Origin of the sequence: Wolbachia endosymbiont of Culex quinquefasciatus Pel (assembly GCF_000073005.1) — a bacterium.
Lineage (GTDB): Bacteria > Pseudomonadota > Alphaproteobacteria > Rickettsiales > Anaplasmataceae > Wolbachia.
Genome location: NC_010981.1, coordinates 1,419,887 through 1,445,921 on the forward strand (window position 1 = coordinate 1,419,887; position 26,035 = coordinate 1,445,921).

Annotated in this window: 7 protein-coding genes and 1 pseudogene; 3 read left to right on the forward strand and 5 right to left on the reverse strand. The window is 34.0% G+C overall.

The features are described from left to right. Window positions 1–43 precede the first annotated feature (43 nt). Window positions 44–964 carry an Rpn family recombination-promoting nuclease/putative transposase gene (locus WP_RS06710; RefSeq protein ID WP_012482047.1) on the forward strand — a complete coding sequence of 307 codons (921 nt, stop codon included), beginning with the start codon at window positions 44–46 and terminating at the stop codon, window positions 962–964. Here the strand turns inward: WP_RS06710 and WP_RS06715 are convergent. The 4 genes from WP_RS06715 to WP_RS06730 all read right to left on the reverse strand — a co-directional run bounded on the left by WP_RS06715 (window position 948) and on the right by WP_RS06730 (window position 19,331). Further along, window positions 948–12,596, reverse strand: coding sequence for an RHS repeat-associated core domain-containing protein (locus WP_RS06715; RefSeq protein ID WP_007302852.1), 11,649 nt, complete (start codon window positions 12,594–12,596; stop codon window positions 948–950). The genes WP_RS06710 and WP_RS06715 overlap by 17 nt on opposite strands. A 230-nt stretch (window positions 12,597–12,826) precedes the next feature. Next, complete coding sequence (locus WP_RS06720) at window positions 12,827–13,774, reverse strand: IS110-like element ISWpi12 family transposase (protein ID WP_007302573.1); 948 nt, start codon at window positions 13,772–13,774, stop codon at window positions 12,827–12,829. Window positions 13,775–13,977: 203 nt separating this feature from the next. Next, complete coding sequence (locus tag WP_RS06725) at window positions 13,978–14,445, reverse strand: hypothetical protein (protein ID WP_007302851.1); 468 nt, start codon at window positions 14,443–14,445, stop codon at window positions 13,978–13,980. A gap of 59 nt (window positions 14,446–14,504) precedes the next feature. Beyond that, window positions 14,505–19,331 carry a hypothetical protein gene (locus WP_RS06730; protein WP_012482048.1) on the reverse strand — a complete coding sequence of 1,609 codons (4,827 nt, stop codon included), beginning with the start codon at window positions 19,329–19,331 and terminating at the stop codon, window positions 14,505–14,507. Between the two features lie 759 nt (window positions 19,332–20,090). On the opposite strand from WP_RS06730, the gene WP_RS06735 reads away from it, so the two are divergent. Both WP_RS06735 and WP_RS06740 read left to right on the forward strand, forming a co-directional pair. Beyond that, window positions 20,091–20,963 carry an IS982-like element ISWpi16 family transposase gene (locus tag WP_RS06735; protein ID WP_007301954.1) on the forward strand — a complete coding sequence of 291 codons (873 nt, stop codon included), beginning with the start codon at window positions 20,091–20,093 and terminating at the stop codon, window positions 20,961–20,963. A 56-nt stretch (window positions 20,964–21,019) separates the two neighbouring features. Beyond that, window positions 21,020–24,706 (forward strand): TomO hydrophobic C-terminal domain-containing protein, encoded by a 3,687-nt coding sequence (locus WP_RS06740; RefSeq protein ID WP_007302849.1) that lies wholly within the window; start codon window positions 21,020–21,022, stop codon window positions 24,704–24,706. Between the two features lie 355 nt (window positions 24,707–25,061). On the opposite strand, the pseudogene WP_RS07265 reads toward WP_RS06740, so the two are convergent. Then, window positions 25,062–25,738 (reverse strand): annotated as a pseudogene (locus WP_RS07265) (IS6 family transposase). Window positions 25,739–26,035: the final 297 nt, after the last annotated feature.

The following is a 26,035-nucleotide window of genomic DNA, read 5'->3' on the forward strand; positions in this document are numbered from 1 at the left end:
CACAATTGTGTATAATTATTAATGCTTTTTATCTTACTTTCTCATGGCTCTTTCTAAATTTCTTGATGCACGCAATGATTATGCCTTTAAAAGAATATTTGGCACTGAAAAGAATAAAGATATCCTCATTCATTTCTTGAACGATATTTTAGGCTTTACTGGTTTAGCTGCTATTCACGATGTTGAATTCTTAGCTACCATTTTGGACCCTGAAATTGCCGCTAAAAAGCAGAGTATTGTCGATGTTCTTTGTAAAGACTCTCAAGGTTCAAGATACATAATAGAAATGCAGTTTACTAAGACCAAAGGCTTCGAAAAACGCGCTCAATATTATGCTGCCAAAGCCTACTCAAGTCAAGCTGATCAAGGTGATAATTATCATAATCTCAAGGAAATTATCTTTATTGCTGTTGCTGATTGTATTATTTTTCCAGATAAGGCTGATTACAAATCTAATCATGTCATTTTAGATCAAAATAGCTTTGAACATGACTTGAAGGATTTTTACTTCGTATTCATAGAACTACCTAAATTTACAAAGACAAAAGAAGACCAACTAGAAAATATAGTAGAAAAATGGTGTTATTTTTTCCGATATGCAGCAGAAACAAGGGAAGAGGATCTAGATAAGATAGTTGGTAGTGACGTAATAATAAAACGAGCTTATGAAGAGATGAATAAGTTTAATTGGTCAGAAGAAGAGTTACTAGCATATGAACAAATGAAAAAACGCATAATGGATGAGATTGCTGCTTTTGCTCAAAAATTTGATGAGGGTCTTAGAGTTGGTCAAGAAAAAGGTAGACAAGAAGGCATCCAAATCGGCCATGAAAAAGGCAAAGCAGAAGGCGAAAAACAGGCTAAAATTGCTGTGGCAAAAAACTCACTTAAGGCCAGTGTATCTATTGATGTTATTGCTGAAATAACCGGCCTTTCTTTAGATGATATTAAGAAATTAATTTAACCTTATTCTGAGTCAAATGACCTTGAACGGAAGCATTACTTAAATAACTTTGGGGCCCTGAGTTCGTTTTCTGTTCTTTTACAACATCAACTTCTAATCTACCATCTCCGTTGTGCTCTATTGATTGATTTAATGTCACATCTAGCCCCTTATTAAATTTAATCATAAACTCATTAAACCTTTTCTCGCTTAATTTACCAGGGTATCCTGCTTCTCTACCAGGTAACGCTTTCTCTACATATGAGCTTAAAATCCCTGAAATCTCATTAAATTTACCACTCATGACTTTTCTAGTAATCTCTTTTTGCATTCCCATATAATCAATATTTAACCGGTGCATTGATACACCACTTTTTAATCCAGCTTGCTCTACTACTTTCTCAAATCCCTTTGTAATATTGAGTGCATATCCCTGTGCTTCTAGTGGAGATATAGACTGATCTGCTGTAGAAATATACTTTCGACCCGTAACCTTTCTAATCAATAAGTCAAGCAACATTATTGTGCTATTCACATCTATTTGCGCATCAACTTGCGAGATTGAACTTGTAGTATTTGATGTTCCCACAGATTTAGAACTTAACAACCCACCTATAGAGCTTTTTATCCAGCTGAACAAATTGTTTATTTTTGATCCAGTTCTTGCAGATGAACTTGTAGCACTACTTGTAATTTTTTTGTTTTTAACAGTATTAGGTTCACTCCATCTTCCTGTTTCATTTATGCTATGGTCTATAGCACTATGTTCAACTTCTACCATAATTCGCTTATCAGATGACCTTTTTTGCCTATTAGAAAGAGATCTGTTTCCATTGTTTGTAGTATTCATTTTAACTATCCTGTTCGTTATGTCATGGTAAGGGATAAGAAAATATAGCCTTTGTTTAGAGTAGTCTAATTTCTCGTTTAAACCAATCAGATCATCAATTTTTTTTAACCAAGCAGGATCAGTTATAACATTTCTTACGCTACCAGTTGTTACCTTACAATAGTTACACCGCTCAAAAGGTACTAAGTCAGGAAACTTTGGATCAAGTGGTTTTTTAAAATCTATATTATCTGGAAATGGTTTAGGTACTTTATATGTAGCCAAAAAGTCAATATCATCTATTTCATAAGACCTTGAGTTTAAAGATTGGGGAAAAGCTTCTTTAGAACTTGATAATGCTACTAAAGCACTAGGTTCAGCACAATTACTAGGTAACCAAGGAGGAAAATCTTCTCCTGATTCCCTAAGTGCATTAATAGCATTTTCTATGGATTGATCGATCGTAACTTCTTTTCCAGCAAATTCCTTATTCCTAGCTAAAGGTTTAGTGTATGTTACACCTTGTTTGCGGTCAATAAATATTACCAGTCCCGGAGAGTCAGTGCCTGAAAGTGTTACTACAGCAAGATTCTCAGTTACTGCTACAGATATTGCGGTATTAGGCACTTCCCCCTTTTTTATCTGTACTTTCACCTTTCTACTATAACTGATAGGGTCTTGACCAGTTCTAATAGGATGTAGCCTGCTTATGCCTTGAATTTCTCCTTTCGGATCTATAGTTACCCAACCATTTTTAGTAGTAGCGACTATAAACTTTTCTTCGCCATTTTTAATCATCCAGTCTTTAACACCATTATCACGATCAATACTTTCAATATCCTTTATGCTCTTTTTATTTATTTTATTACCTGGATCTAGGATAGTAAAGTCCTTACCATCAATGGTAATAACCTTAGAGCTAATATGACCTCCAATAATAATCTGGCCTCCTTTGTTAAGGATTTCCTGATAAATAGTCAAAGCCTCTTTTGCATAATTTTGAGCTATCCTCTCCATTTCTTTTGGCAATTTTAGCTGATTTTTAACTATTTTACCTCTATAATAAGCTCTACCAGAGGAAGCAAGCTGCCCCCCTGTAAGCATTCCATTAATTATAGCATGGTAAGTATATGCAGAAGTTAGGTCCCAGCCATTTTCACTAACTGCACTACCCATTAAATAAGCTGAAGAACCTGCCATTGCCACCCCTCCGGCAATTTTTCCTACACTTTTTGAGAATTGATGACTGGATAAGTCTCCTAAAAACGTAGCAGTGTTACTCCAAGTTTGCTTGCTTGCAAGTCTTTTTAGCGCTTCTGAAGCATCTATCCCTTGAAAAGCTTGATTCAGGTTAGAAAATACTGTTCCACCGAAATATCTGCCTTTTTGATTATTCAATGACTTAAAACTGTCAAAGGTGCTTACAATATTACGTCCATTTTTACCTAAAAACCTACCGGCTCCCCGTAAAAACATAGCCAAATCAGGAGCACCTGTAATTGCATCTACAAAGCCAAAGTAAACCCCTGGTTTCGAAAAATCCCAATTGGCAGCAAATCCATTTAAAACAAAAAGTCCTCCACCAGTACCTGTGCTACCAACAATAAAAGCACCTTTACCCCAAGTAGAAGATAAACCTTTATAAAACGTTCCAGCACTACGGATTCCACCAACTGCACCAGAACCTATCGCAAATCCTTGAAATGCTGCATTCCATGTTTCTGGTGAGCTGAAATCCCATTTACTTGGATCCCATTCTTTATTAGCTGCGGCTGTGCTGAAATAAATTCCTGCTCCTCCTAAACTAGTTGTTGCAGCAATAGATGCTGTACTTGATAAGCCTATAGAAGTAAAAGCACTTACAGATGCACCAAAACCTATGGGCAATAATGCTCCACCAACCCCACCACCTACTATGCCTAGCCAAGTCTTTCCACTATCCCACTTCCATTTACCAGGATTCCATTCTTTATTAGCTGCAGCTCCCCCTAAATACCCCCCTGCTACAGCCCCTGCTATAATTAGCGGTATAAGGAAAGCAAACTCTCCATCTGGATCTATTATTGATACTGGTGAATTACCAGCATACTTATATGGACTAAAATACTGTCCTTGAGGATCAATTTGGTAAAAGCGGCCAATGCTTGGATCATAAAAACGTGCATGGTAGTTGTATAAACCTGTTTCTTCATCCAACTCTTGACCAGTATAGCGATATGCAATATGAGCTTCGGGATTGCCTCCGTATTCACGCATTAAATTACCATATGGCAAGTAGTCATAGGCTGCTACCACCTCATCACCTTTTACTACTAATCTTATCGAACCTTCATGATCAGTTATTACGCTGTAAAATTCATCTCTACGTATAAATCCAAGCAACCCTCTTGGACCATAGATGTAGGCAGTGATAAGTATATCAGGTGGTAAATCTTGAGAAATATATGTAATTTGCCTTTCTACTAAAGCACGACCGAATTCGTCTCGTATATAATGTATTTCTTTCGTTGTTTCTCCTTGACTATTAGTAACTCTCTTTAATATACGTTCACCTTGAGCATCGTAGTAAAAGATCAATGCTCTACCGTCAGTTAATCTTATCTTGGTCGCATGATTTGATACTGAGTCATAATCAATCTGTTCGATGCCCTTATGTAACGCTTGAATTATATTTCCTCGGCTGTCATGCTTTATAGCAAACTTTTGCTCCGTCTTGGATGAAGAGTAGGATTTAAATTTAACACTGTTTACTTGGTTAGTATTGTTACTATAGCTTAGCTCATAACGATCAAATCCAGTATAGTAATGCTTATGGTTGCCATTTGCATCTATATCATACGATTCAACGTCAAATTCTGCTTCACCAAGTTGTCTCGCAAAGTGTTCTGATAATAACCTTACTATATCAGGAATAAATGACTCATATTTCCTTAATAAATTGCTAAACTCTTCATTCAGAGGATTATCTAGGTGCTGCTTTCTTTCCAGCATTTCTATAATTTTACTTGCAGTCTGCTGCAGTTCATTACTTCCAACTCCTCCATTCCACTTTATGAAAGCATTCTGCAAATTTGATTTTAGCAATGATAGGTTTTGCCCTTGAGAAAAAGCAGTAGCTAACAATCTTTCCAGAGGTAATTTATAGCCTCCATAATTAGCATTAATGCTTTTCAGGTCACTAAATAATGTTGGACGAATAAAGGGTTTTCCTCGCTTAGCATGAGATAGAGATATATCAACTTTCGCATTATCTTCTCTCAAATATCCAGCACTTTTCAATATTTGCCATATATCATGTGAAACTGTACTATTTATCCCTCGAATTTCTTTAGCAAAAGTATCAGGCTGCAATGGTAAAGGTGCTTCATTCCCTACAAAATATTTTGCCTTAGTTAGTTCTTGGTGATTACCATAATCATAACTATGCCCATATTCAGTAGGAAAACCTTTTTCTCCTAAAGTTTTTGCAATTTGACGTCCAGTGATTCCGTCACTACACACAATTGGTAATTTTGGTTCCAAAGCAGGATAGTAAGCTTTGGCTTGGTGGTTATGCTCATTTAAATAACCTGTTTCCTTTAGCTTATGAAAACAAAGTTCTGACTCCTTAGGTGTGATATTTTCACTTACGAACGATTGTTCATTTAACCCAAGTTCCCTGTTATCACAGTGTTCATGCCAAGTTGCCTTAAATTCAGTACGTGTAACAGTTCCATCACCATATCCATGCCCACCGTAACTTCTATCAGTATAATAAACTTTCTCTGTTAAGAATTTATCTTCCAGTTTAGTCAGAAACCCTGGAGCATTATAGCTATACTGACGAGTAAAATTCCTCGCCGATTCTGGTAAATGCTGCTCGCTAATAACTTGTCCAGCAGAATTGTGAGCAAAATTTACAAAAAGATTTTGTTTGCCTGGTACACCAATTCCTGTAACTTTGCCCAATTTATTATAACTATAAGTAAGCTTAAAAGAATTGCCTTGAACATCGATAGGATATTCTATTTCCCTTAGCTTTCCTGCCGTATATCTTTTATTTATTGCAATGAGCAAAGGTTCATCATTATCTTTAATTGGAATAAGAATACGTTTACTTAAGGTTTCTTTATCTATATTTAATATTGACTCCTCAATTAAAGGTTCTTTGTTGTTAAAAGTAATGGTTCTCCTTACCTTTCCACGCAATATAGGTTCACGTTCGAAATCGCTATGGTAAAATTGTTGATATTCCTCTATGTTATTGCTAGATATTGCTAAAGTGGGTAATTCTTCTTTTTTAGGAAGTGGAGAAGTTAATTTACCTGTACTGATCAATCTACCTAATTGATCGTAATCAAAATATATAACGTTTTCAACTTCTTCACCGTTAAGCTGAGAATAATGCACAGCAAATTTTAGTAACCCGTTGTTATCATATAGATGCTCTACTTTTCCAGAATCAGGTGTTGTTTTTATAATTGCATTTCCTTTTCCATCATAACTTGTATGTGCTCCTAAGAAATCTTGTAATGCTTTTTCTTCTGTAGATAAAGATTGGAGCTGTGAATTAAGTTTATGAAAAGTACGTACTTTTTCGTGATAGAGAGGTGGTAAGCTCTTCACTAGCTTATCATTTTCATCATACTCATAAGTACTTAGTAAATCTCTACTACCTGGAACACGGGTGTACTGAGCCACTCTATTGTTCTTATTATCAAAGACGGAAATATCTTCTACACCTCCAGGTTTATATTCCACTTGATAACTGTAGTTTTGACTAGTAGGAAAAAGATTGTTGATAAATAGATTTTCAGACGAAGAAGCAAAGCGCTTTGCATAAGGACCTGAAACAGAAAATTCCCTACCGGGCAGCCCTACCGCACATCTTTCATCCAGAGGATTATTGTCATACTTAGTCTGGCTATAACTATGCTCTCCAACAATTCTACCTACATCGCCCTGTAACTGTTCAATTTTCCATACTGAATTTGCCGAATAAGGGTTACTATTAGTAACAAAATTAGGGTAATAAGCTAGTACAGATTGGCTACTAGATCTTTCTATACGTGCTGGTTGCGTAGTAATGGTTTGTCTACCTAGCTCATCATATAGATACTCTGTCACTATTGCTGTATTTTCACCTTTTAATACAACTTCTTGTAATTTTTCATCCAGTGCATTAAAATAAGTTACCTGAATACTTGGCTCGCTGAAGACCATTACATCGCTTATTCTTACTTTACCACTAACACCTAAATTAAATAAAGAACCGTTTGACAAACCATCAAAATATAAACCACCATCTATCCAGACCAATAAACGACCATGCTCAACAGCTACTAGAATTTCACCATTGAGTGGTACAGATAGCCTTTTTCCTGGAAATATAATGTTAGCTCTGTTGCCTGTACGCATCAGTTTCAGATCATCATTAAACTTTATGATGGAGCTTTCTGACTGCAGTGAAAAACACACCCTCATTCCGTGAGAAGCAGAGTTAATATCATATGGATTTAGCTGCAAGCTATGTAAGTGATTAGTGAAATGTTGCAGTTGAGCTAAAGAAATTTTCCAAACATCCGCATTATCTATTTTCCAACGTTCCTTAAACGAGTAAGGAGAAAAATCTTCATAAAATCCTGTTTCTGGTTGAATCTGTATGCTACTCTTTAATTGCACTACTCTTCCAATACTTGAAGCTTTAGTATAAGAGCTCAACTTCTCAAGTTGGCCATACTCATTTATACTTGCTATTTCATTTTGGTATTCGTCATAAACATGTTTTTCGACTAATCCATTAGCTTGTATAACTTCTCTAACCTGTTTAGTTTTAGTGTCATATACGTTAACTTTAGAATGACTGTTCAACGGTGAAAAACGGACATGATCTACATCAATTGTGGTATTCGTTCCAGGACTCACAATAATAGATGTTTTAAGATTAATGTCAGGTTGCTCTGTCAAGGTTGAGTTTGAACTTTTTTGTAAGCCTTTATAAATCTGTTTCGCATGTAATAGATCTATAACTACTTCTAAATAGAACCAATCACCAGATTGAAATTTAACCTCGCTTAATAGCCCAAATATTTCATCACCATTTTCAGCATAAACAACTGCTTTGAGATAAGGAGTAACAGCACCAAGACCAAACACCCTACTTTGCGGCCTCATCCAGCATGATGCAACATATTCTTGATTTTGGTTATTAGGCTGGAATGTACCCTCTAAAGTACTTCTTGATAAACTTAAATAACTTTGTCCAGTAAATGAAAATCCTTGCTTTACTACATCAGTTTCATTAAATAACCATCTTTTTTCAGGTAAAGTAACATTTTTTCCAATTTTATTTATCTCATAATTCTCAAATCCATAATGGCTCACTTCCTCATCTGCTATCTCATAAGGAAAAAATTGTGCTACCTCTAATTTTCCTGTCTTATCTAATAAAGTAGTGTTCAAGTACAGGTTTTCTCTATTTATTATTGTATCGTTGGTACTAGCCTGTTCCTCTTTAAGCTTTAGGGTCTTTATTAATACTTCTTGTGCATTAAATACCTTTTTTTCTCCATTAGAATAGTTATCGAAATCCTTCATTTCTTCAATCCAGCCAAAAAAAGTTTTGTTATTACCTGGAATTATGGAAGTTTTTTCATAATATACAGAATTACCCAATGCTTTTGCTGAGGAAACGTCATATTCATAGCCTGTAATACGTTTACTACCATTTTCAAGTGTCACTGCAGTTTTTGTAATTACAGGATTGGGCAATAAGCGCCTTATACCAAGCTGTTGACGAAAGACTAAAGTATTGCTTTCTCCTGAATCAAGATTGTTAACGTGTGTTACTAATGTTTGATAACTACTCCATGAACTTAACTTTTCCTCTTGAGGCAATTTATATGTTTTATCAATTGTACCGTCACTTGAAAATTCAACTACACCTACTTGTTTATCTTTTTCTTGATAAGCTAAGTAAGCAGGATACATATTTCGTATAGAAGTTTGGTTTAATTGTTTTACTTCTAAGTCTAGCAAGCTATTTCCTTGCTTCTCTCTATTATTCCCTTGGCTATATAACTTTAATGAAGATCGTGAATTTTCTTTGTCAAGAACAAGCTTATTACCTAATGGAATAGAGAAATTTTCTTGTCTCAATTCTGTTTCTGATATTGTCCCTTCCTTCCATTTATCACCTGTGAAAGTAAATTTCCTATGGCTGCATACTGCTATTTGTGAATTTAAAGTTGCGCTATATTTTACAGAATCTAACAAGAAGAATTCTTTTTCCCATAAAGAAGCTACATTTTTGCAAATTTTAGCTTTTATATCCTCTATTTGTTCGTATACTCTTACACGACTATCCTTTACATTTTTATAAACTTCCTTCTCTCCTTCTTCTAACTGTTGATAAGCCTGAGATATCTGTTCTTCTAAGCGTTCATAAGCCTCATGTATTTTTTGTTCCAATTGCTCAAGGGCTTCTCGTAATCTCCTCTCCAATTGTCCATATACTTCGTTTTTACTTTCTTCAAATTTTTGATAAGCTTCATTAGTACTTTTTTTTAATTGTTCGTAAGTTTCATTCACTTTTTCTTCCAGCTTTCTATAAGCTTCGTTACTTTCTCTTGCTAGCTGAGCGTTTACTTTACTTACCTCTTCGCTTAATTTACTAAGAACACTATCCTTCTCCTTTTGCATTAATCTATGAATTTCATCTCTTTCTTCCTTTGACTGTACTTCTGCCAAAAATTTACGTCCCTGTTTTGTTATTTCAGCAAATGCTTCAGACTTAACCTTCTCCACTTTCACCTGCATATCTGCCTTAGCTTTTTGCACTGCACTCTGTATATCGTCATGTACTCCTTTGACTTTATTTTCCAAATCAGTTTTTACTTTCCTTATTCTAGAGCTTACTACATCTTTTTCTGTTTTGACTCTTGCATCTAGAGAAGCTCTTGCTTGTGTTGCATTATCCTGAAAATCCCTCCTTACCTCATATGCTCTATTTTGCAAATCAATCCTTGCTTCTTCTGCTTTTATCTGTAAGTCACCCCTTGCTGCATCTATTTGAGCTAATGCTTTACACTTCTTTTCTTCTATTTCATCTAATGCTTCTTTTTTACTGTTCTCTAGTTCGTCATTAATTGGTCCACTGAAATCTTTAACAGTAAACTTGTATTTATCTCCATTTATCCGATAAGCAAGAGTGTATTTATTATTACTTGAATCTTCAACTTCACGTGAAAACACGTTGATATTATCTTGATCAATTCTGTATTGCTGTTCTTGAACAATCTGGTATGTTCTGTCTAGAACAAAAAGATTTATTATCGAATAAAGTTGTGGACCTTCTGCTTCCCAAGTACTTAAAAGCAAAAGATTATTATTTAACTGCAGCGCATTATTTCTAAAATAGCTAAGTAGATGCTTATGCACATTATTGCTTAAGTTAAACTTTTCTAACGTTTTTTGTATACTACTAGCTACTCCAGGTATTTCTTTGATCACTTTAGATTGCCATTCATTATCATGATTTCGGTACCCTATTAATAAGCCCTGATCATCATAAATTAAAAACATTCTACCAGATGCTGCAAGGAGTAGAGATGTATTGTCTTTATTGAAAAAAGGTTTTTTTGTCCATTCTTTAGATGCTTTATTCCAATCAATTATCTCTACAGAAGAATTAGTGCTTGCTACAACTGTAAAATCTGCACCAAATCTGATCATTGTATCTTCATTAAAGCTATAATATTTTGGAGTTGGTAGCCATTTACCTTCTTCTTTACGAAATAAACATAGCTCTTTATCAGTATTATAATATAGAATCACAGCAAAAAAATCCTCTGCACGCACAATTTCGTGTGCTTTTACTAAACCACGACCTAATAGAGGAAACCTTGATGAAATAGAACTTGATACAGATGAATATAGCTCTTCTATCATTTCCTGATTGAACATTCTCAGTGCTACTTGTCCTTGCTCATCTATATAACTGATCAATACATCATCATTACTATAATCTACTCTATGACTTTTCTGCACATCATATCTTCGTCCTAATTCTTCAGTAATGTGAGACGCTGTCCCTATTGACCGATAACTAAACTCAACACTTGCACCTATTGGTAAAGTTACTTTTTCTAGCATATATGCTGAAAACTCTTTATAAGTAAACTGTAAAATTGGTTGGTTAGTAATATCTCCTCGTTGTCTTATTTCAGTTAAAAGACGCTTTCCATCCTCTACCCTGTAAACGAAATCAACATCTTGCTGATAGCCTGGAGTACTAACCTTATAACCACTAAGATAACGTGTCTCCACCTTCCTCGTATTTAGATTACCGTCCTTATCTATTAAAGGAAGTAAATTATATTCGCTTTCTTCTTTATCAGAATAGTTGAAAATGACTTCATTTCCTTGATTGTCACCAACGGTTTTTAAGTAAATTTCTTGAGTAAAGCTCTCACCATTCGGCACTGAAACATTAATTATGTCATACGTATAACGAACTACGTTATCATTTTCATCTCTTACTTCAGCCAAATACCAACCAGTAGCTAGTTTTTTTTGTCCTGTAGAGCTACTACCTACACTACGCCAATTTTCCCATGCTAGCTCCCAATTGATAGAGTCTGATCGAACACTATCAGTACGTCCATAAATTTGCTTAATACCTGAATTATTTATCTCCCATCTTTCTTCATTTTTATGATAATGAATTTGTAAATCAGGTTGATCAGTCGATAACTTAAAGCAGTAAACAGTATCAGTTGAGTTACTAGAGTCAAATATTAGCTGTTGGGGCAAATCTTGCAAAATAACATAATACTTTTCATCTTCAGGAAAAATACTTGATTGATGATCCATCATTATAAAATTTCGTGGTAGTGACCAACCAAGCCCCAAGATATCAGATGCCTTGCTATTGCTGTCATAAAAGAAGTCCAGCTTAATATCAGATGAAAGATTCGATAAATCAATTAGTGGCAATTTAAATTTTGGTTTTCCTGTATTTTTATCAACTGCATTAATAACAGAAGAACAATCTAATTGCTCCCTAAGTAAAAGAATAGGCTTTTCTTCCTCAGATTGTAATTGAAGTAATTGTGGTACTATTGGTGGTACTGATTGAGATGATGTTTCATTGCGCTCCTGAATCCCAACTTCTTCCTCTAATGATTTTTCAGCTTCAACAATATTTGCCCAGCGTAATTGATCTTTATACTGAGTAAAAATAATAGGATGTTCTATAACATGTGGATTAGATGATATAACCTTGATTACATTGCTATGACGTTCAGAAATAGTAAGCTGAGAGTTATCCAGTAAAGACCTCCACTGGCTTGTATGATTATCAAATGTGAGTATATCTATTCCTCTTGGTCCAGTAAAAAGCATATCCTGTCTACCATCCAAGTCTATATCTTCAAATTGAACTGAATTTATATGCTCTGTATTCCATCCTTTTATCTTGGAAAACAGCGGATTATAATGAATAGATCGGTAATTATTCTGTCCATATTGGTAGATAAATAATCCACTAGAATTTAGTGCTACAATATCTTTATAAGATTGGCCGGTTAAATCAGGAAAGAATAATTTTTCTTCAGAATTACCAAGCTTTGCACCATTTGGTACCTGCGTTAAATGTTCAAGACCATTACGTTGATTAAATTCATATATGTTCAATCCTTCCCTATTACGCATAATAACGTTCTCCTGACCTTTCCTTTGAAGATCAGATAAGAAAAAATCTGCTTGAGAATAATTCCCAAGAATACTCAAGTTAGTATCAAGTGGCCAGATGGGATATTCACCAGCAAGAAGCTCATCTTTCATTACTGCATAAAACTTTATTCCATCAACTATGTTTTTTAAATTTTTTATTTGTATAATTTTGCAACTTTACCCAACCATATAGATAATAAAAACCCGTTTGTCATAGAAACAGAATTCTATATCAAACAGCTGCTGCAACAATTTCCGTTTAAGCTATTGTGAATAAGCACTTTAAGTTTGTGCGGACGTGCTTATTCACAATATTCATTTCAATTACTGCTATGTAAATTTTAAATATTCAAATTAATTGCTTCTTTAAGCCTTGCGTTAGCAATTACTATAATTTTACGCATTAGAGCTGTTATAGCTACCATCTTCTTCTTACCACTTTCAACAAGCTTAGAATAAAAGGCACCAAGTACAGATTTGGACTTTGCAGCAGCCATGGCAGATGTAAAAAGTTTTGCACGAACATTGCTTCTACCACCTGTTATTCTTCGGTATCCAATAGTTTTACCACTTTCTTTTGGATAAGGTGCAACCCCAGCAAGGCTTGCAACTTCTCTCCTGCTTAAGTAACCAAGCTCTGGCATTAAACAGAGAAAATCTTGAGATAACTTTGGACCTATTCCAGGAACTGTTTTTAGGATTTTTTGACGTTGTTGTAACTCACGGCTTTCATCAATAATTTTTTGTATAGTATTATTGAGTTCATCTATTTGAATATTAAAGAATTCGATAGTTTTTTGACAACTTTCTTTTATATGGTCATTTTCAGGTGCTGCCAGTCTACATTTTTCCTGAGCTCTCATTTGCGTAATGTCATCACGACGTTGACAAAGTGCAACCAAGGTTGATTGATTTTCAAAAGTGGGTACAAATAGAGAGATAGTGCTGTGGCGTTCAAATCCATATTGAGCAAGAGCTCTTGCATCTGATTTATCAGACTTTGCTAAAGTTCCGTGAGACAAGATAAAGCTTTTTACTTTACGGGTATTAGCTCGATGTGTGGCAATATTTTTGTCAACAAGAAAATGTAATAAACCAAGCTCATACTTTCCTGTATTTTCTAAAGTTACTAAAGAATTAGGTAGGATATCTGAAAACTTTTGAAACAATTGTTGCCAGCCAGAAGTATTATTGTCAAATCCTACAGTATTCTTCTGTTCGTGAACTGCAACAACATTTTTAAATTTCCCGATATCAATGCCAATAAAATTTTGATAAGATGTAATCATTATAACCTCGATAGTTTAATTAATTTAAGATTGTAAACGGGTGCATATACATGTCCCACACAACTATTCAAACGTATCGAGAGATGGGCTAGTGTACCTTGATGGACACGGTTGTAATACCAATATTCTGCCGGTCGCACACGCCCGTGATAACCCTATTCCTATAGTGAGTAGGGTTATCTTTCCCTCTTATTTCCTTTATATCATATTTTTGACTTACAATATTCTTGATGTTTAGTTAAGATTCCAATTAAACTTTGATCATGGTAAAAATGACCAGATTTTATAATATTGCCGGGCTTGTTCCAATCATAGACATCATTAAACTCATTTTCATCAAAGTCATCACTTTTAGCCAGAAGATCAAAATTTCTGTTCTTGTATTGATAAAAATTAATACCTTGTGGAGTTTTTAGCATTAACATACTTTCCAATGTCTCTGGAAAGTGTAGAACTCGGCTTTTGGATGCTTCATCTGTAACCAGTGTTGAATTCCACTCTCTCTGCAAGAATTCAGACCTATTATCATAGCGATACTTGTATAGCTTGCCGTTATAAAAAGCATAAAACTGCAAGGTAGCATTACTACTATTCCCACTGCGGTAAAGTTCTATATTTTTATCAAAGGAAAAGGCTTGTCGTGAGAAATTTAGCTGATAAAGATTAGGCATAAAAACTCCATGAATAAAAAAAGAAAAGCCCTATCTTATAATAGGGCTAACTAATAGGCTTACTTTGCAATAGAAGAGATATTCTGACTTACGTTCTCTAAAGTAAGATCATGGATTTTAGAAGATGGCTTTATATCTTCGCGAACAGATAAGTTAGTTGCTTCTATTTCTTTAACAAAAGAACCAGGCCCAACATTTTCTTGTGTATTACGCTTCCTGCGAGAAGATTTGCAACTCTCAACGCGCCATTCAGCTGCTCTACTAGCAGAACCAGAGATATAAACGTCATCTGACCAATAATTACCACTGGTAGAATATAGATACTCATTATACTTAACATTTTTTATTCTAATATTATCTCCATAAGGTTCAATCTGCCACTTGTGACTCCAAGCAGCTTTACTATTATCTATAGATACCATTGCATGCCTGCCATCAGTAGGATCCCTTTCACTTTTAACAGACAAATATCCATTAGTGCATTCAAAATTTGTTAGAGGACAAGCAAAATTTCTTATAACAAAAACGTTACCTTCTTCTTGGCCTTCAAAATTCCACTTATATCCATCTCCACCTCTACTATCACCAGAGCCGCCATAAGAAGCAGCTCGTACAGGAAACATATCATTATTCTCGTAAGCATCAAGAGACATACCACGAAGTAAATTTCGATTATTAAGAGCATTTTTTATACACATATCTCTTGAGAATACCACATTTCTAGCTGCTTCTGGTAGCATACTTTTTAGCCTTTCAAGGTCAGACTTCTCATCTGAATTAACATTAGCATAATTTGGCATTTCCATCGTTTCTTTAATATAGTAAGCTAACTTAAATATTACCCTATCATTTAAATCACCATTTCTCCGCATATTGTCAAACACAGCTGCATAACCTTGAATACTTTGCACAATCTTACTATGACTGCGTATCATGCTTAAGATCTTTTCTGTATCTACTCTTCCATATACATCGTTCACAGCTTCTTTAATGGCATTACCAAACAATGTACTATCGAAGTTATAAACTTTATCAGCAATTTCTTTAACTGAAGCGTAACGATCATACAACATACCATCCTTCAATTTCTCTTTTGCTAAGCTTTTTATGTCTGGTAACTGGCGTTTCAAATCTTCAAGCTCAGATTTATACTGTGAATTCACATTGCGATAATTAGGCATTTCTATTGTTTCTTTAACAAGAGAGGACAACTTTAACATTGGACCAACTGTACTATCATTTAAACTCAAATCACCATTACTTTTCATTTTGTCAAACACAGCTGCATAACCTGGTATAAGCTGCTCAATATAACCACTATGACTGCGCATCATGCTTAAGATCTTTTCTGTATCTACTCTTCCATATACATCGTTCACAGCTTCTTTAATGGCATTACCAAACAATGTACTATCGAAGTTATAAACTTTATCAGCAATTTCTTTAACTGAAGCGTAACGATCGTATAACATACCATCCTTCAATTTCTCTTTTGTTAAGCTTTTTATGTCTGGTAATTGGCGTTTCAAGTTTTCAAGATCAGACTTAAATTGCTGATCTATATTACGATAATTAGGCATTTCCATTGTTTCCTTAACAAGTGAAGCCAATTTTAATATTGGGCCAACTGTATTATCATTTAAACTCAAATCGCCATTTCTCCGCATATTATCAAATACAGCTGCACAACCTTGAATAATCTGTGCAATATAACCACTATGACTGCGTATCATGCTTAAGATCTTTTCTGTATCTACTCTTCCATATACATCGTTCACAGCTTCTTTAATGGCATTACCAAACAATGTACTATCGAAGTTATAAACTTTATCAGCAATTTCTTTAACTGAAGCGTAACGATCATACAACATACCATCCTTTAACTTATCTTTTGCAAAGCTTTTTATATCTGGTAACTGGCGTTTCAAATCTTCAAGCTCAGATTTATACTGTGAATTCACATTGCGATAATTAGGCATTTCTATTGTTTCTTTAACAAGAGAGGACAACTTTAACATTGGGCCAACTGTATTATCATTTAAACTCAAATCACCATTACTTTTCATTTTGTCAAACACAGCTGCATAACCTTGAATACTTTGCACAATCTTACTATGACTGCGTATCATGCTTAAGATCTTTTCTGTATCTACTCTTCCATATACATCGTTCACAGCTTCTTTAATGGCATTACCAAACAATGTACTATCGAAGTTATAAACTTTATCAGCAATTTCTTTAACTGAAGCGTAACGATCATACAACATACCATCCTTCAATTTCTCTTTTGCTAAGCTTTTTATGTCTGGTAACTGGCGTTTCAAATCTTCAAGCTCAGATTTATACTGTGAATTCACATTGCGATAATTAGGCATTTCTATTGTTTCTTTAACAAGAGAGGACAACTTTAACATTGGACCAACTGTACTATCATTTAAACTCAAATCACCATTACTTTTCATTTTGTCAAACACAGCTGCATAACCTGGTATAAGCTGCTCAATATAACCACTATGACTGCGCATCATGCTTAAGATCTTTTCTGTATCTACTCTTCCATATACATCGTTCACAGCTTCTTTAATGGCATTACCAAACAATGTACTATCGAAGTTATAAACTTTATCAGCAATTTCTTTAACCGAAGCGTAACGATCGTATAACATACCATCCTTTAACTTCTCTTTTGCTACAGCTTTTACACTATCCTTTAAGCTACTTGCAAGAAACTCAGCTTCTCCTTTTATTTCAGATGAGGTATTTAACTGATTAATAATTTCTTTTCTCAAACTTTCAATTAACTTTATCATTTTGAATGGATCTTTGTGTCCATTACTTTCCATTTCATAATTAAGTGCCTTGTAAGTTAAAAAGCTTCTTTTTATATTCCTAACGCTATCTCCAAATTTCAGCACTAAATCAAAATTACTTATTTGATAATTATAAGCTTCTTTTATTATAAGATTAATCTTGCTATCATCATTAATCTCTTGGAGCTTTTCTTCAGCAGCTTTAAAGTTATGGCTCTTAATTGCCTCAACACATTCGGCTGGTAATCCTTTTTGTTTTTGTATCGTTTCTTGCTCTGCAGCTTTCTTCTTCATATCATCAAGCTCCTTTCTGAAGCCATTTACTACATTAATTAAACTCTCTACAAGACTTTCCAAATTTGCAACTTTTTGTGTAAATTCCTTGCTCTGATCATCTAAAAGCTTTTGCAATGTTTCTACAGTAGTTTCTAAATTACCAAGACGTACTTTATCTTCACTACTAGTGGTGGAAGATTGTTTCAACTGCGCTATATCTTCCTTCATCTTTCTCATTTCGTTCTCAAGCTTAGCAACCTTACTACTAGGATTAGAACGTGTAAAACTTCCAGACGGATTAGGGTTATCAATAATACTACTATTTGTACTGATAGAACGCTTAGAACGTCGCACATCCACTTTAGTACTTTCATCCAACTCTGTCTGAGTCAAAGCTATTATTAGTTTATTAATCTCGTTTTTTACTTTTTCTATCTCATCATTGAATGCTTTTGTGAAAAGGCTATAGCTAGATTTCTCTGTATTTACTATCACACTTTCTTCTACCTCAAAAGTACTATTAGCGCTAAGAAAATGTTTGTCATTTTTAATGACAGTATCCTCAGCAAAAGTATCTAGTGAGGTTGTGCTATTATCTTTCGTCTCACGAACGCTTATAAACATGTTATCAAAAGGCAAAGTAGAATTTCTAGGATAATCTGGCTCAAATTGAGGTTGTGCAAGAGTCTTATGCTCTTCGACTACTTCAAGTGTAGCATTTTCCATTTGGACTTTATTTAAGAGCGACATATGATTAGTTGAGGTACAATTTAAATTACTAACATCTAGTTCTTCTACCTTACTCTCGGGTATATCTGCAAATTCGCTACTCGGACTTATCATAACTTTTTCCGCTACTTCATCCATGCCTGTTATATTGTTGTTAAATGGTAATAATGTAGAATTTGCTAAAATTTCTTCTACATCATCTACTTTTTCTTCTTCCAATCTTAGCTCTGACACATTCTTCAATGTAGTAGCTTCATCAAGAGCATTGTATGTAGAGACATTACTCCTTAAATCTTCTTTAACTTTAGATATGTTGAAAAGCTTATCTTCAAAAGGCAAAGTAGAATTTTCTACGGCAGAAGAATTATTTAACTGTATACTGACAGCATTAGCAAATGCTACCTGGCCAGCTAGGAATAGCGTAACTGCTTGTGCAGGATTGCAAAAAAGTAATTTACTAATATTTCTTAACTTAGAATTAGTAACTCCATTCTTGCTCACAATGCTTTTACCTAAAGCGGAAGGTTTGATAGGAATTTCTCTATTACTTGTGCTATCTAATAAAGACTGATAATAAGCAACTTCTCTTCGCCCTAGATTAGTATCATTTTTGATACACTCCTTTAGTAGCAAAGGTTGAGCTCTTAATTCTTCCCTAAACTCATTTCTTACATTAGCTAATAGTTGCAAGTACTTACCAGGATTGCTTGAATCAGACACAAAATCTTCTAATTCTTTTAGCCCATCTTCATAAACAAGGGGAGATAGACTGTGTTTCCCGATTAAACCTTGCAATTTTATGATATCTGCCTCAAATGCTTTTTTTGATACACCAGATTCTAATTGTTCTTTTATATCTTCTATCCTTGCTCTAAATATACCTTCCCAGACACTCTGATCAAAATAATTAACTTGATCAAACGTTTTAGCAAAATAATCACGTGGTAGATCATTGATTAAATTCCAAAACCAACCTGAGATAGCTTGATCAACTGAAGATAAAGTCTTATCTACAAGACCTATACCCCACTGTTTCCATCCACTTGAATTTGATTCTTTACCTACAAACATACTACCCTCCAATTTTAAATAGAGCTATTTCTTACCTAGCACCCTAAGATATTTAATATACTAATACTAGTAATAGATTACTCGTAGCATAAATATTTCACAATGCAACAGTTTTTTTGAGAAAAAATTTTGCTGACAGTGTCGAAAAAATCTTTTATTGACTTACTTCACTTTTAAATTCACCCTGGTTTTTCTTTGGTACTCTTAAACAAATTTGTATTAATTTAGCAAAATATATTATTAAAGTCTCAAGTAAAATAACCATTTCCAGAACCCAAAACCACTATTGTGAGAAGAGTTTATTTTGGAATCTCATGGTCTACCAAACGATACATACGAACTTTTCTTTATAATAATTTTATTATACCGTAAAAATAGATACATTAGCCTACTTTTGCCACATTTATATACGAACTAACCTACCTGGCTTTGTTGCAGCAATTTGAAGATTCTATTTTTACAACCATGTATTTATGTGGCTTGCTCTCACATAGGTGGGTATTTTTTGCAATTTTAAGAAGGTAAATAAACAAATTTCTTGTAACGCTGCTGTTTGTAGTATTTTCTACAAATTTTCACCTAATTTATTAATAAATTGACAATTATTATAATATTTGCTAAAATACTTATATAGTACCAATTCTTTTAAAGACATAGTATTACTAACCTCAGTTATGGATTAGAAAATAGATAAAAGTATAACTAAGAAGAGGGAAACAGGGTAAACTCGAGTATTTTAGTAATAATAAGAGGTTACCCATGAAGAAAGATATTACAGAACTGTACTGTTGCGTCGAGGATTTTTGTCGTGCGGTAGATGATAATTTTGCAAATAGGTTCTTATCAAACGGCAAAAAACCAACCAGAGTACCAGAAATAGCGCACTCAGAAATTCTAACCATAATCCTGTTATACCATAAATCACCATGTAAAAACTTCAAGGCTTTTTATCTTTGTTATCTTCAGTTATTCTATAGATCAGAGTTTTCAAAGCTGCCTTCATATCACAGATTTATTGCCTTAAAGCCGCGAGTTTTGTGGTATTTAGCATTACTTTTGCAATGGTTCTGTGAACAAGCGAAAATGACCGGCACTTCCTACATCGACACCTCTACGATTGCCGTTTGCCACAAAAAAAGGATCTCTAGGAATAAAGTTTTTAATCATCTAGCAGAAATTAGTAAGAGTACGTATGGTTGGTTTTTTGGCTTCAAGTTGCACTTAGTGATTAACGAAATTGGTGAAATTCAAGCACTTACCCTAACCAAAGGTAACGTTGATGACAGAAAACCTTTACCAACTCTCACTAAAAGACTGACCGGACTTTTGTTTGGAGATAAGGGCTATATAAAGAAAGAGCTTTTTGAGAAACTCTTCGATAGAGGCCTAAAGTTAGTCACTAAAGTAAAAAAAGGTATGAAAAACGCACTAATTTCACTTAAAGAGAAGATTTTATTAAGGAAAAGGTCGATTATTGAGACTGTTTTTGATTCCTTGAAAAACAAATTTGAGATTGAGCATACAAGACATAGATCGCCAACAAATTTCCTAATTCATGTTTTTTCTGTTCTGATTTCCTACTCCATGCAGTCCAAAAAGCCTTCTATTTCTATGCCTTTCTTTATCGGCTAATCCATAACTGAGGTTACTAATGTTATAAAAAATGTATCAAAATAGTGGAGAAACAAATGCCTGATTATTATGAAATATTAGGAGTAAAAAGAGATGCTACTCATGGTGAGATAAAAAAAGCATATCGCAAATTAGCAGTGAAGCTTCATCCAGATAAATTGTGTGAGGAAGGAAAAGAGTTAGATAGTCTAGAAGAAAAAAAGAAGAACGGAAAGCTACTACCATCGGAAGAAGATCGACGAGCTCAACTTGAAGAGAAATTGACAAAATTCAAGGAAATATCAGCAGCAAAGGACACATTATTTGACCCAACCAAAAAAAGCCTGTACGATAGAGGAGAGAATCCTAATCAACAAACTTGTAAAAGGGAGTCAATGTGGGAAAAAGAAATGAGGGAGTTTCGTGAAGAAGCAAATAAACTGAATAAAGAAATAAATGATCTACGAAAAAATCAACTTAAACTGCTTCAAGAAGGCAACCAAATTAACGTTTTTAGCAAAATATATTGCATGTATATTCGGAAATATATTACTGAGCCGACTGAACAGAAAATAAACGGTATAGACATAATTGAAGAAATCAATGAATTAAATAAAAGATGGAAATATTATTACACTTGTCTGGACTTGTGCACAAAGATCAGTTTAGGTGAATTTGAAAAGTGTCGTTCTATAATAAGAGAAGTTACAATCGCTACTGATGACATTACATCTTTAGTACAAATTGCTATTGCATATGACCATGTGAAAATTTTCGAGCTCTTATTTGAAAAAAGAACAAAAGTATCGCTAAATGATAATTTAAGTAATGCTAGAAAATGCGGCTCTGAAAAGATTTTACACCTCCTCTTGGATAAATACGTCAACGCAATGGATGTTGAGTATAAAGATAAAGAAGGAAATACAGCTTTACATCATGTATTAGAATTGTTTGATGAGAATGAATGGAAGTACCAAAGTTTTGTTGAACCACTTCTGAGTAAAGGTGCAAGGCTTGATGCTAAAAATAAAGAAGGTAACACTCCATTTGATCTCTTGGTTAAGTATGCTAATAAGTCTTTCTCTTCTGAAGCAGAAAAAATAGAAAGATTGAATAATGTTTCAGCGTTGCTTAGTTGTTGTAAAATTTATGAGCTGAAAAAACTAGAAGGTACTCCTGCATTAAATAAACTGGTAAAACTTGCTTCTTCGTATCGTCACAAAGGAATTTTCAATCTCTTAGCCAAAAATGACATACAAATTTCAACTTTAAGTGATGAAAACGGTAACACAGCCTTACATTATGTATTAGACAAGCTTACTAGTGGCAATCATGAATACGAACATGAATACGAAAGTTTTGCTAAATTCCTTCTAAGTAAAGGTGTAAGGCTTGATGCTAAAAATAAAGAAGGTAACACTCCATTTGATCTCTTGGTTAAGTATGTCAATAAGTGTTTTAATTGGGATGATACTTTTAATCCTTCTCAAGTGATAAGCAACCGTACAGTTTTGGCATTAGATTTAGTTGTTAGGCTACTTAGCAACCATACAGATAAAGATATACTGGAGGGTCTAAATGATACTTTGTGGTTGAATAAACTAGTACGCATTGTTGTTGATTGTGATCATAAAGAAGCTCTAGATCTCCTAGTTGAAAATAACATAAAGATTTCAAGTATTACTTTAAAGAATATTGTTATACGCGATTGCAATAAAAAGATTTTTAGTTGCTTTTTACATAAAAATAGAATTGATTATCAAGATAAAAGTGGAAATACAGTTTTACATTATGCTTTAAGACACTTCATGGACAGCCGCTGTGATTTAGAGCTTTATAAAGTTGTTGAATTACTTGCAAGTAAAGGTGCAAGATTTGATATTAAAAATAACAAAGGTGAAACTACGTTTGATCTCTTGATTGAATATATTGTGAAAAAGTTTTATGGTCAAGCACGAAGGTTAAATGATGCTTGGAATTTGCTCAACAAATGCGAAAATAAAGATATACTAAGAGAGCTAAAATACAAGGATGGTACTTCTGCATTAGATAAACTAAATGAGCTTCGTATTAAGTGTCGTAATACTTCTATCGTAGTTGCTTCTACATTAGTAATAGTTGGAGTTGCTTTAGGAATAGCTATTGCAGTTCACTTAGAAATGTTAGCGGTAGGAATAGCAGTTGGAGTTTTTTGTTCAGTTGTTGCAGGGATTGCATACCGTCTCAATGGACAGGTCAGTGCATTTGAAGATAATAATATTCAAGAACTGCTTAATAACGCACTAGTTCCCTACAAGCGTACCAAGGATGTTGCTGGTAGTATTGCGTGTGGAGTATTAAGACCCAGTGATAATGAATGTCTAGATAAATCTCAAAAATCTGTAGTTAACTCACCTAAGAGTCAAAATAAAGTTCATTCTCAAATCAGTGATCAGGAACCTAAGATCACTATACCGCAACATCTAGCTGAAGAAAATCTTAAGGAATCTGAATCTAAAGCAGATACAAACGTTAAGCTAACAGAAAACTCTCTTAAACCTAATGTTGTTCAACAAAGCACAAAGATAGGGAATTATTTTGAGTTTACCGATAACGAATTACTATTTGTTATAACAAACAAAAATTATACATTTCTTGAAGCACAATGTAAAAATAAAGATATACCTGAAGAGTTTCGTGTATTTGTAGAGTGTAAGAGTGGAAAGTTTATTATTACCGGTTCTTACAATTCACAGCAAAGTGTAGGTGATGAAAAGAAGTCTGTGTCCATAACTTCAGTAAAGAAGTATAATAATATGGGCCTTTCGGGGGACCCAAGAAGCCGATTAGAAATGATGAATAAATTGGAATTATATGAGATCGGAAAATTTCTTGAAGTAACTGAAATATCTGATAAGTCATTAATAACTCCAAAGATGAAACAATCTCATACTACTAGTAACCCACAGATGGTTAACAATACAACCATTGATCAAGCAACATCATCGGCAGTAACAAATGAATATAAAGAAGCTTTAGTTAATACACATGAAGAAAAACCAAACTCTGAGAAATCTAAGAGAGAATCCTCTACTATTAACGTTTTTAATGGAAACTTAGAACTACGTCTTGCAGATGATATTCAACAAAATCTAGAGGATTATAAGCATCCCAAAAAGGAGGGTAAATATCGTATGAAAATACACTGCAATCAAAGTGATTTTTATATTAATTTTAGTAAGAGAGATAATGATGATGGTTCCGTATCTCTAATTATTAATATGCTACAAAAAGATAAACGCGAACTTTGTCAGGTAGCGAAAATGAAAAAGTCCTTGCGCTTCAAGAAAGGGTCAACATTTGTTGTAATAGATTCTATTGAAAGTTTTAAAGCGCGTGGCGTGCCAAACTCAGAAACTACTAATCTGGAGGCAAAACACGCTTACTGTAATGATCTATTAGTTAATACACATAAGAAAAAAGGTGAGCATAATACTGATGCTAGTAACAAGATAGTACAACAAGAGGTTGTTGATAATGAGGATAATGAACAAGAGAAGTTTTATGATGCAGAATTAGATAGTGATTTTCATGATTCATTAGACACATTGTTTATTCCAGAAGGAGCAAAATTAGAGTTTTCTCAAGATCTATCTGACTTTTTGTCAAGAGCAAGAAGCTTGGAAATAGAAAAATTGTTTTGCAAGGTGATACCAAATTCGTTGCTTTTTCAATCAAGAGAAGAAAGACTAGCTATTAATGGTCAATCAGTTGATGCACAATAATTGCAGTAAGCCCTTAAAAAAGAGCATCTACATAGGTGCTTTTTTTCTTTATACGTTCTCCATATGGAGCTTTGTTGCATCGCTATTTATGAAAGATCAGCTATACAAACAACTTATTGAAAATCTTATTTTTTTGCAATCAATTTATCCAATTTAGTGGGAGTATTAAATTTACTAATCTTTCCATAAAAGAATTATAGAGAAGTTTAATAATTCAAGATTCTTCTAAAGAAATTATCTTATTTTTTACTAGCAGACAGCTTGCTTAAACCTATAAAACTTCTCCAGTTGGCCACGGTTCTGTCGCATCTATAAATTGTGGTACAAGAAGATCGTTAAACTGGGATTATGGGAGTTATAGAGCAATTAGCATAGCAAAATTCTCAAAAGTAGAAACATTATCATTAGCCCCGATAATTTGTCTTTTTTGAATCATACGAATATTTTCTATGCCGGTAATGGTAATCTTTGCGGAGTGGAAGCTCTTAAAACCAAGCATTGGCTTTATTCGTTTTTTGATAAATCTATGATCTTGTTCGACAATATTATTTAGATATTTTATTTGAAAAACCATGATTCTACAATCTTCAGAAATTTCTGTATTCAAATCATCAAGAGCAGCAGTATTACTGCCGCTTTTATCAATTACTACTTTCTCAGGAAGGTTATTCTCTCTAAAGGCTTTACGAAAGAACGCAAGTGCCGCAGACTTGTCTCTACGAGCACACAACAGAAAGTCTACAGTATTACCAATAGTGCTCTGTATAGATAAACCCATTTGCCGTTTAATTTAACGTAGGTCTCTCCAGCTACTGCCAACCTGCTTCTTCCTTTTCCTTACCGCTTCATCTATCAGTGGTGATAACCCACCTTTGTAACGTAGCATTTTGCTCCCCTTATACTCAGCATTTCTTCCAAATCTCGATAGCTCAAAGAGAATCTACATTTCATATATACAGATAACATTATTATCTCTGCTGAAAAGCTAAATCCTTTGAAATATGGCAATAATTTTGAACTAATACGAAACATCTTTGCTTTTTTTTAGATGATCATATCACTTCTTTTCTACTTTCCTACAAATGTTACATACCAGGATTTATAGATGCGACAGAACCCCTTCATACGAGGAATCGTGTTCATCACCACCGTCATACGAAGAATCGTGTCACAGTAGTTTAGGTTATATTCAACCATCTAATCCAATACAGCAAAATCAGTTGTTGTGATGAAGGTATTAAAGAAAACAAGCAAAATTACATTTGTAATTTTGCTTCCTTTATCATCACTTAGAAATAGCTGGTTATGTTATGCTTGCCTATACTTGAT

What these genes read in the sequence shown, in the direction of transcription:
- WP_RS06710 (WP_012482047.1), top strand. Translation starts at nt 44, where the DNA reads ATGGCTCTTTCTAAATTTCTTGATGCACGCAATGATTATGCCTTTAAA.
- WP_RS06715 (WP_007302852.1), bottom strand. Translation starts at nt 12,596, where the DNA reads ATGAAAGATGAGCTTCTTGCTGGTGAATATCCCATCTGGCCACTTGAT.
- WP_RS06720 (WP_007302573.1), bottom strand. Translation starts at nt 13,774, where the DNA reads ATGATTACATCTTATCAAAATTTTATTGGCATTGATATCGGGAAATTT.
- WP_RS06725 (WP_007302851.1), bottom strand. Translation starts at nt 14,445, where the DNA reads ATGCCTAATCTTTATCAGCTAAATTTCTCACGACAAGCCTTTTCCTTT.
- WP_RS06730 (WP_012482048.1), bottom strand. Translation starts at nt 19,331, where the DNA reads ATGTTTGTAGGTAAAGAATCAAATTCAAGTGGATGGAAACAGTGGGGT.
- WP_RS06735 (WP_007301954.1), top strand. Translation starts at nt 20,091, where the DNA reads ATGAAGAAAGATATTACAGAACTGTACTGTTGCGTCGAGGATTTTTGT.
- WP_RS06740 (WP_007302849.1), top strand. Translation starts at nt 21,020, where the DNA reads ATGCCTGATTATTATGAAATATTAGGAGTAAAAAGAGATGCTACTCAT.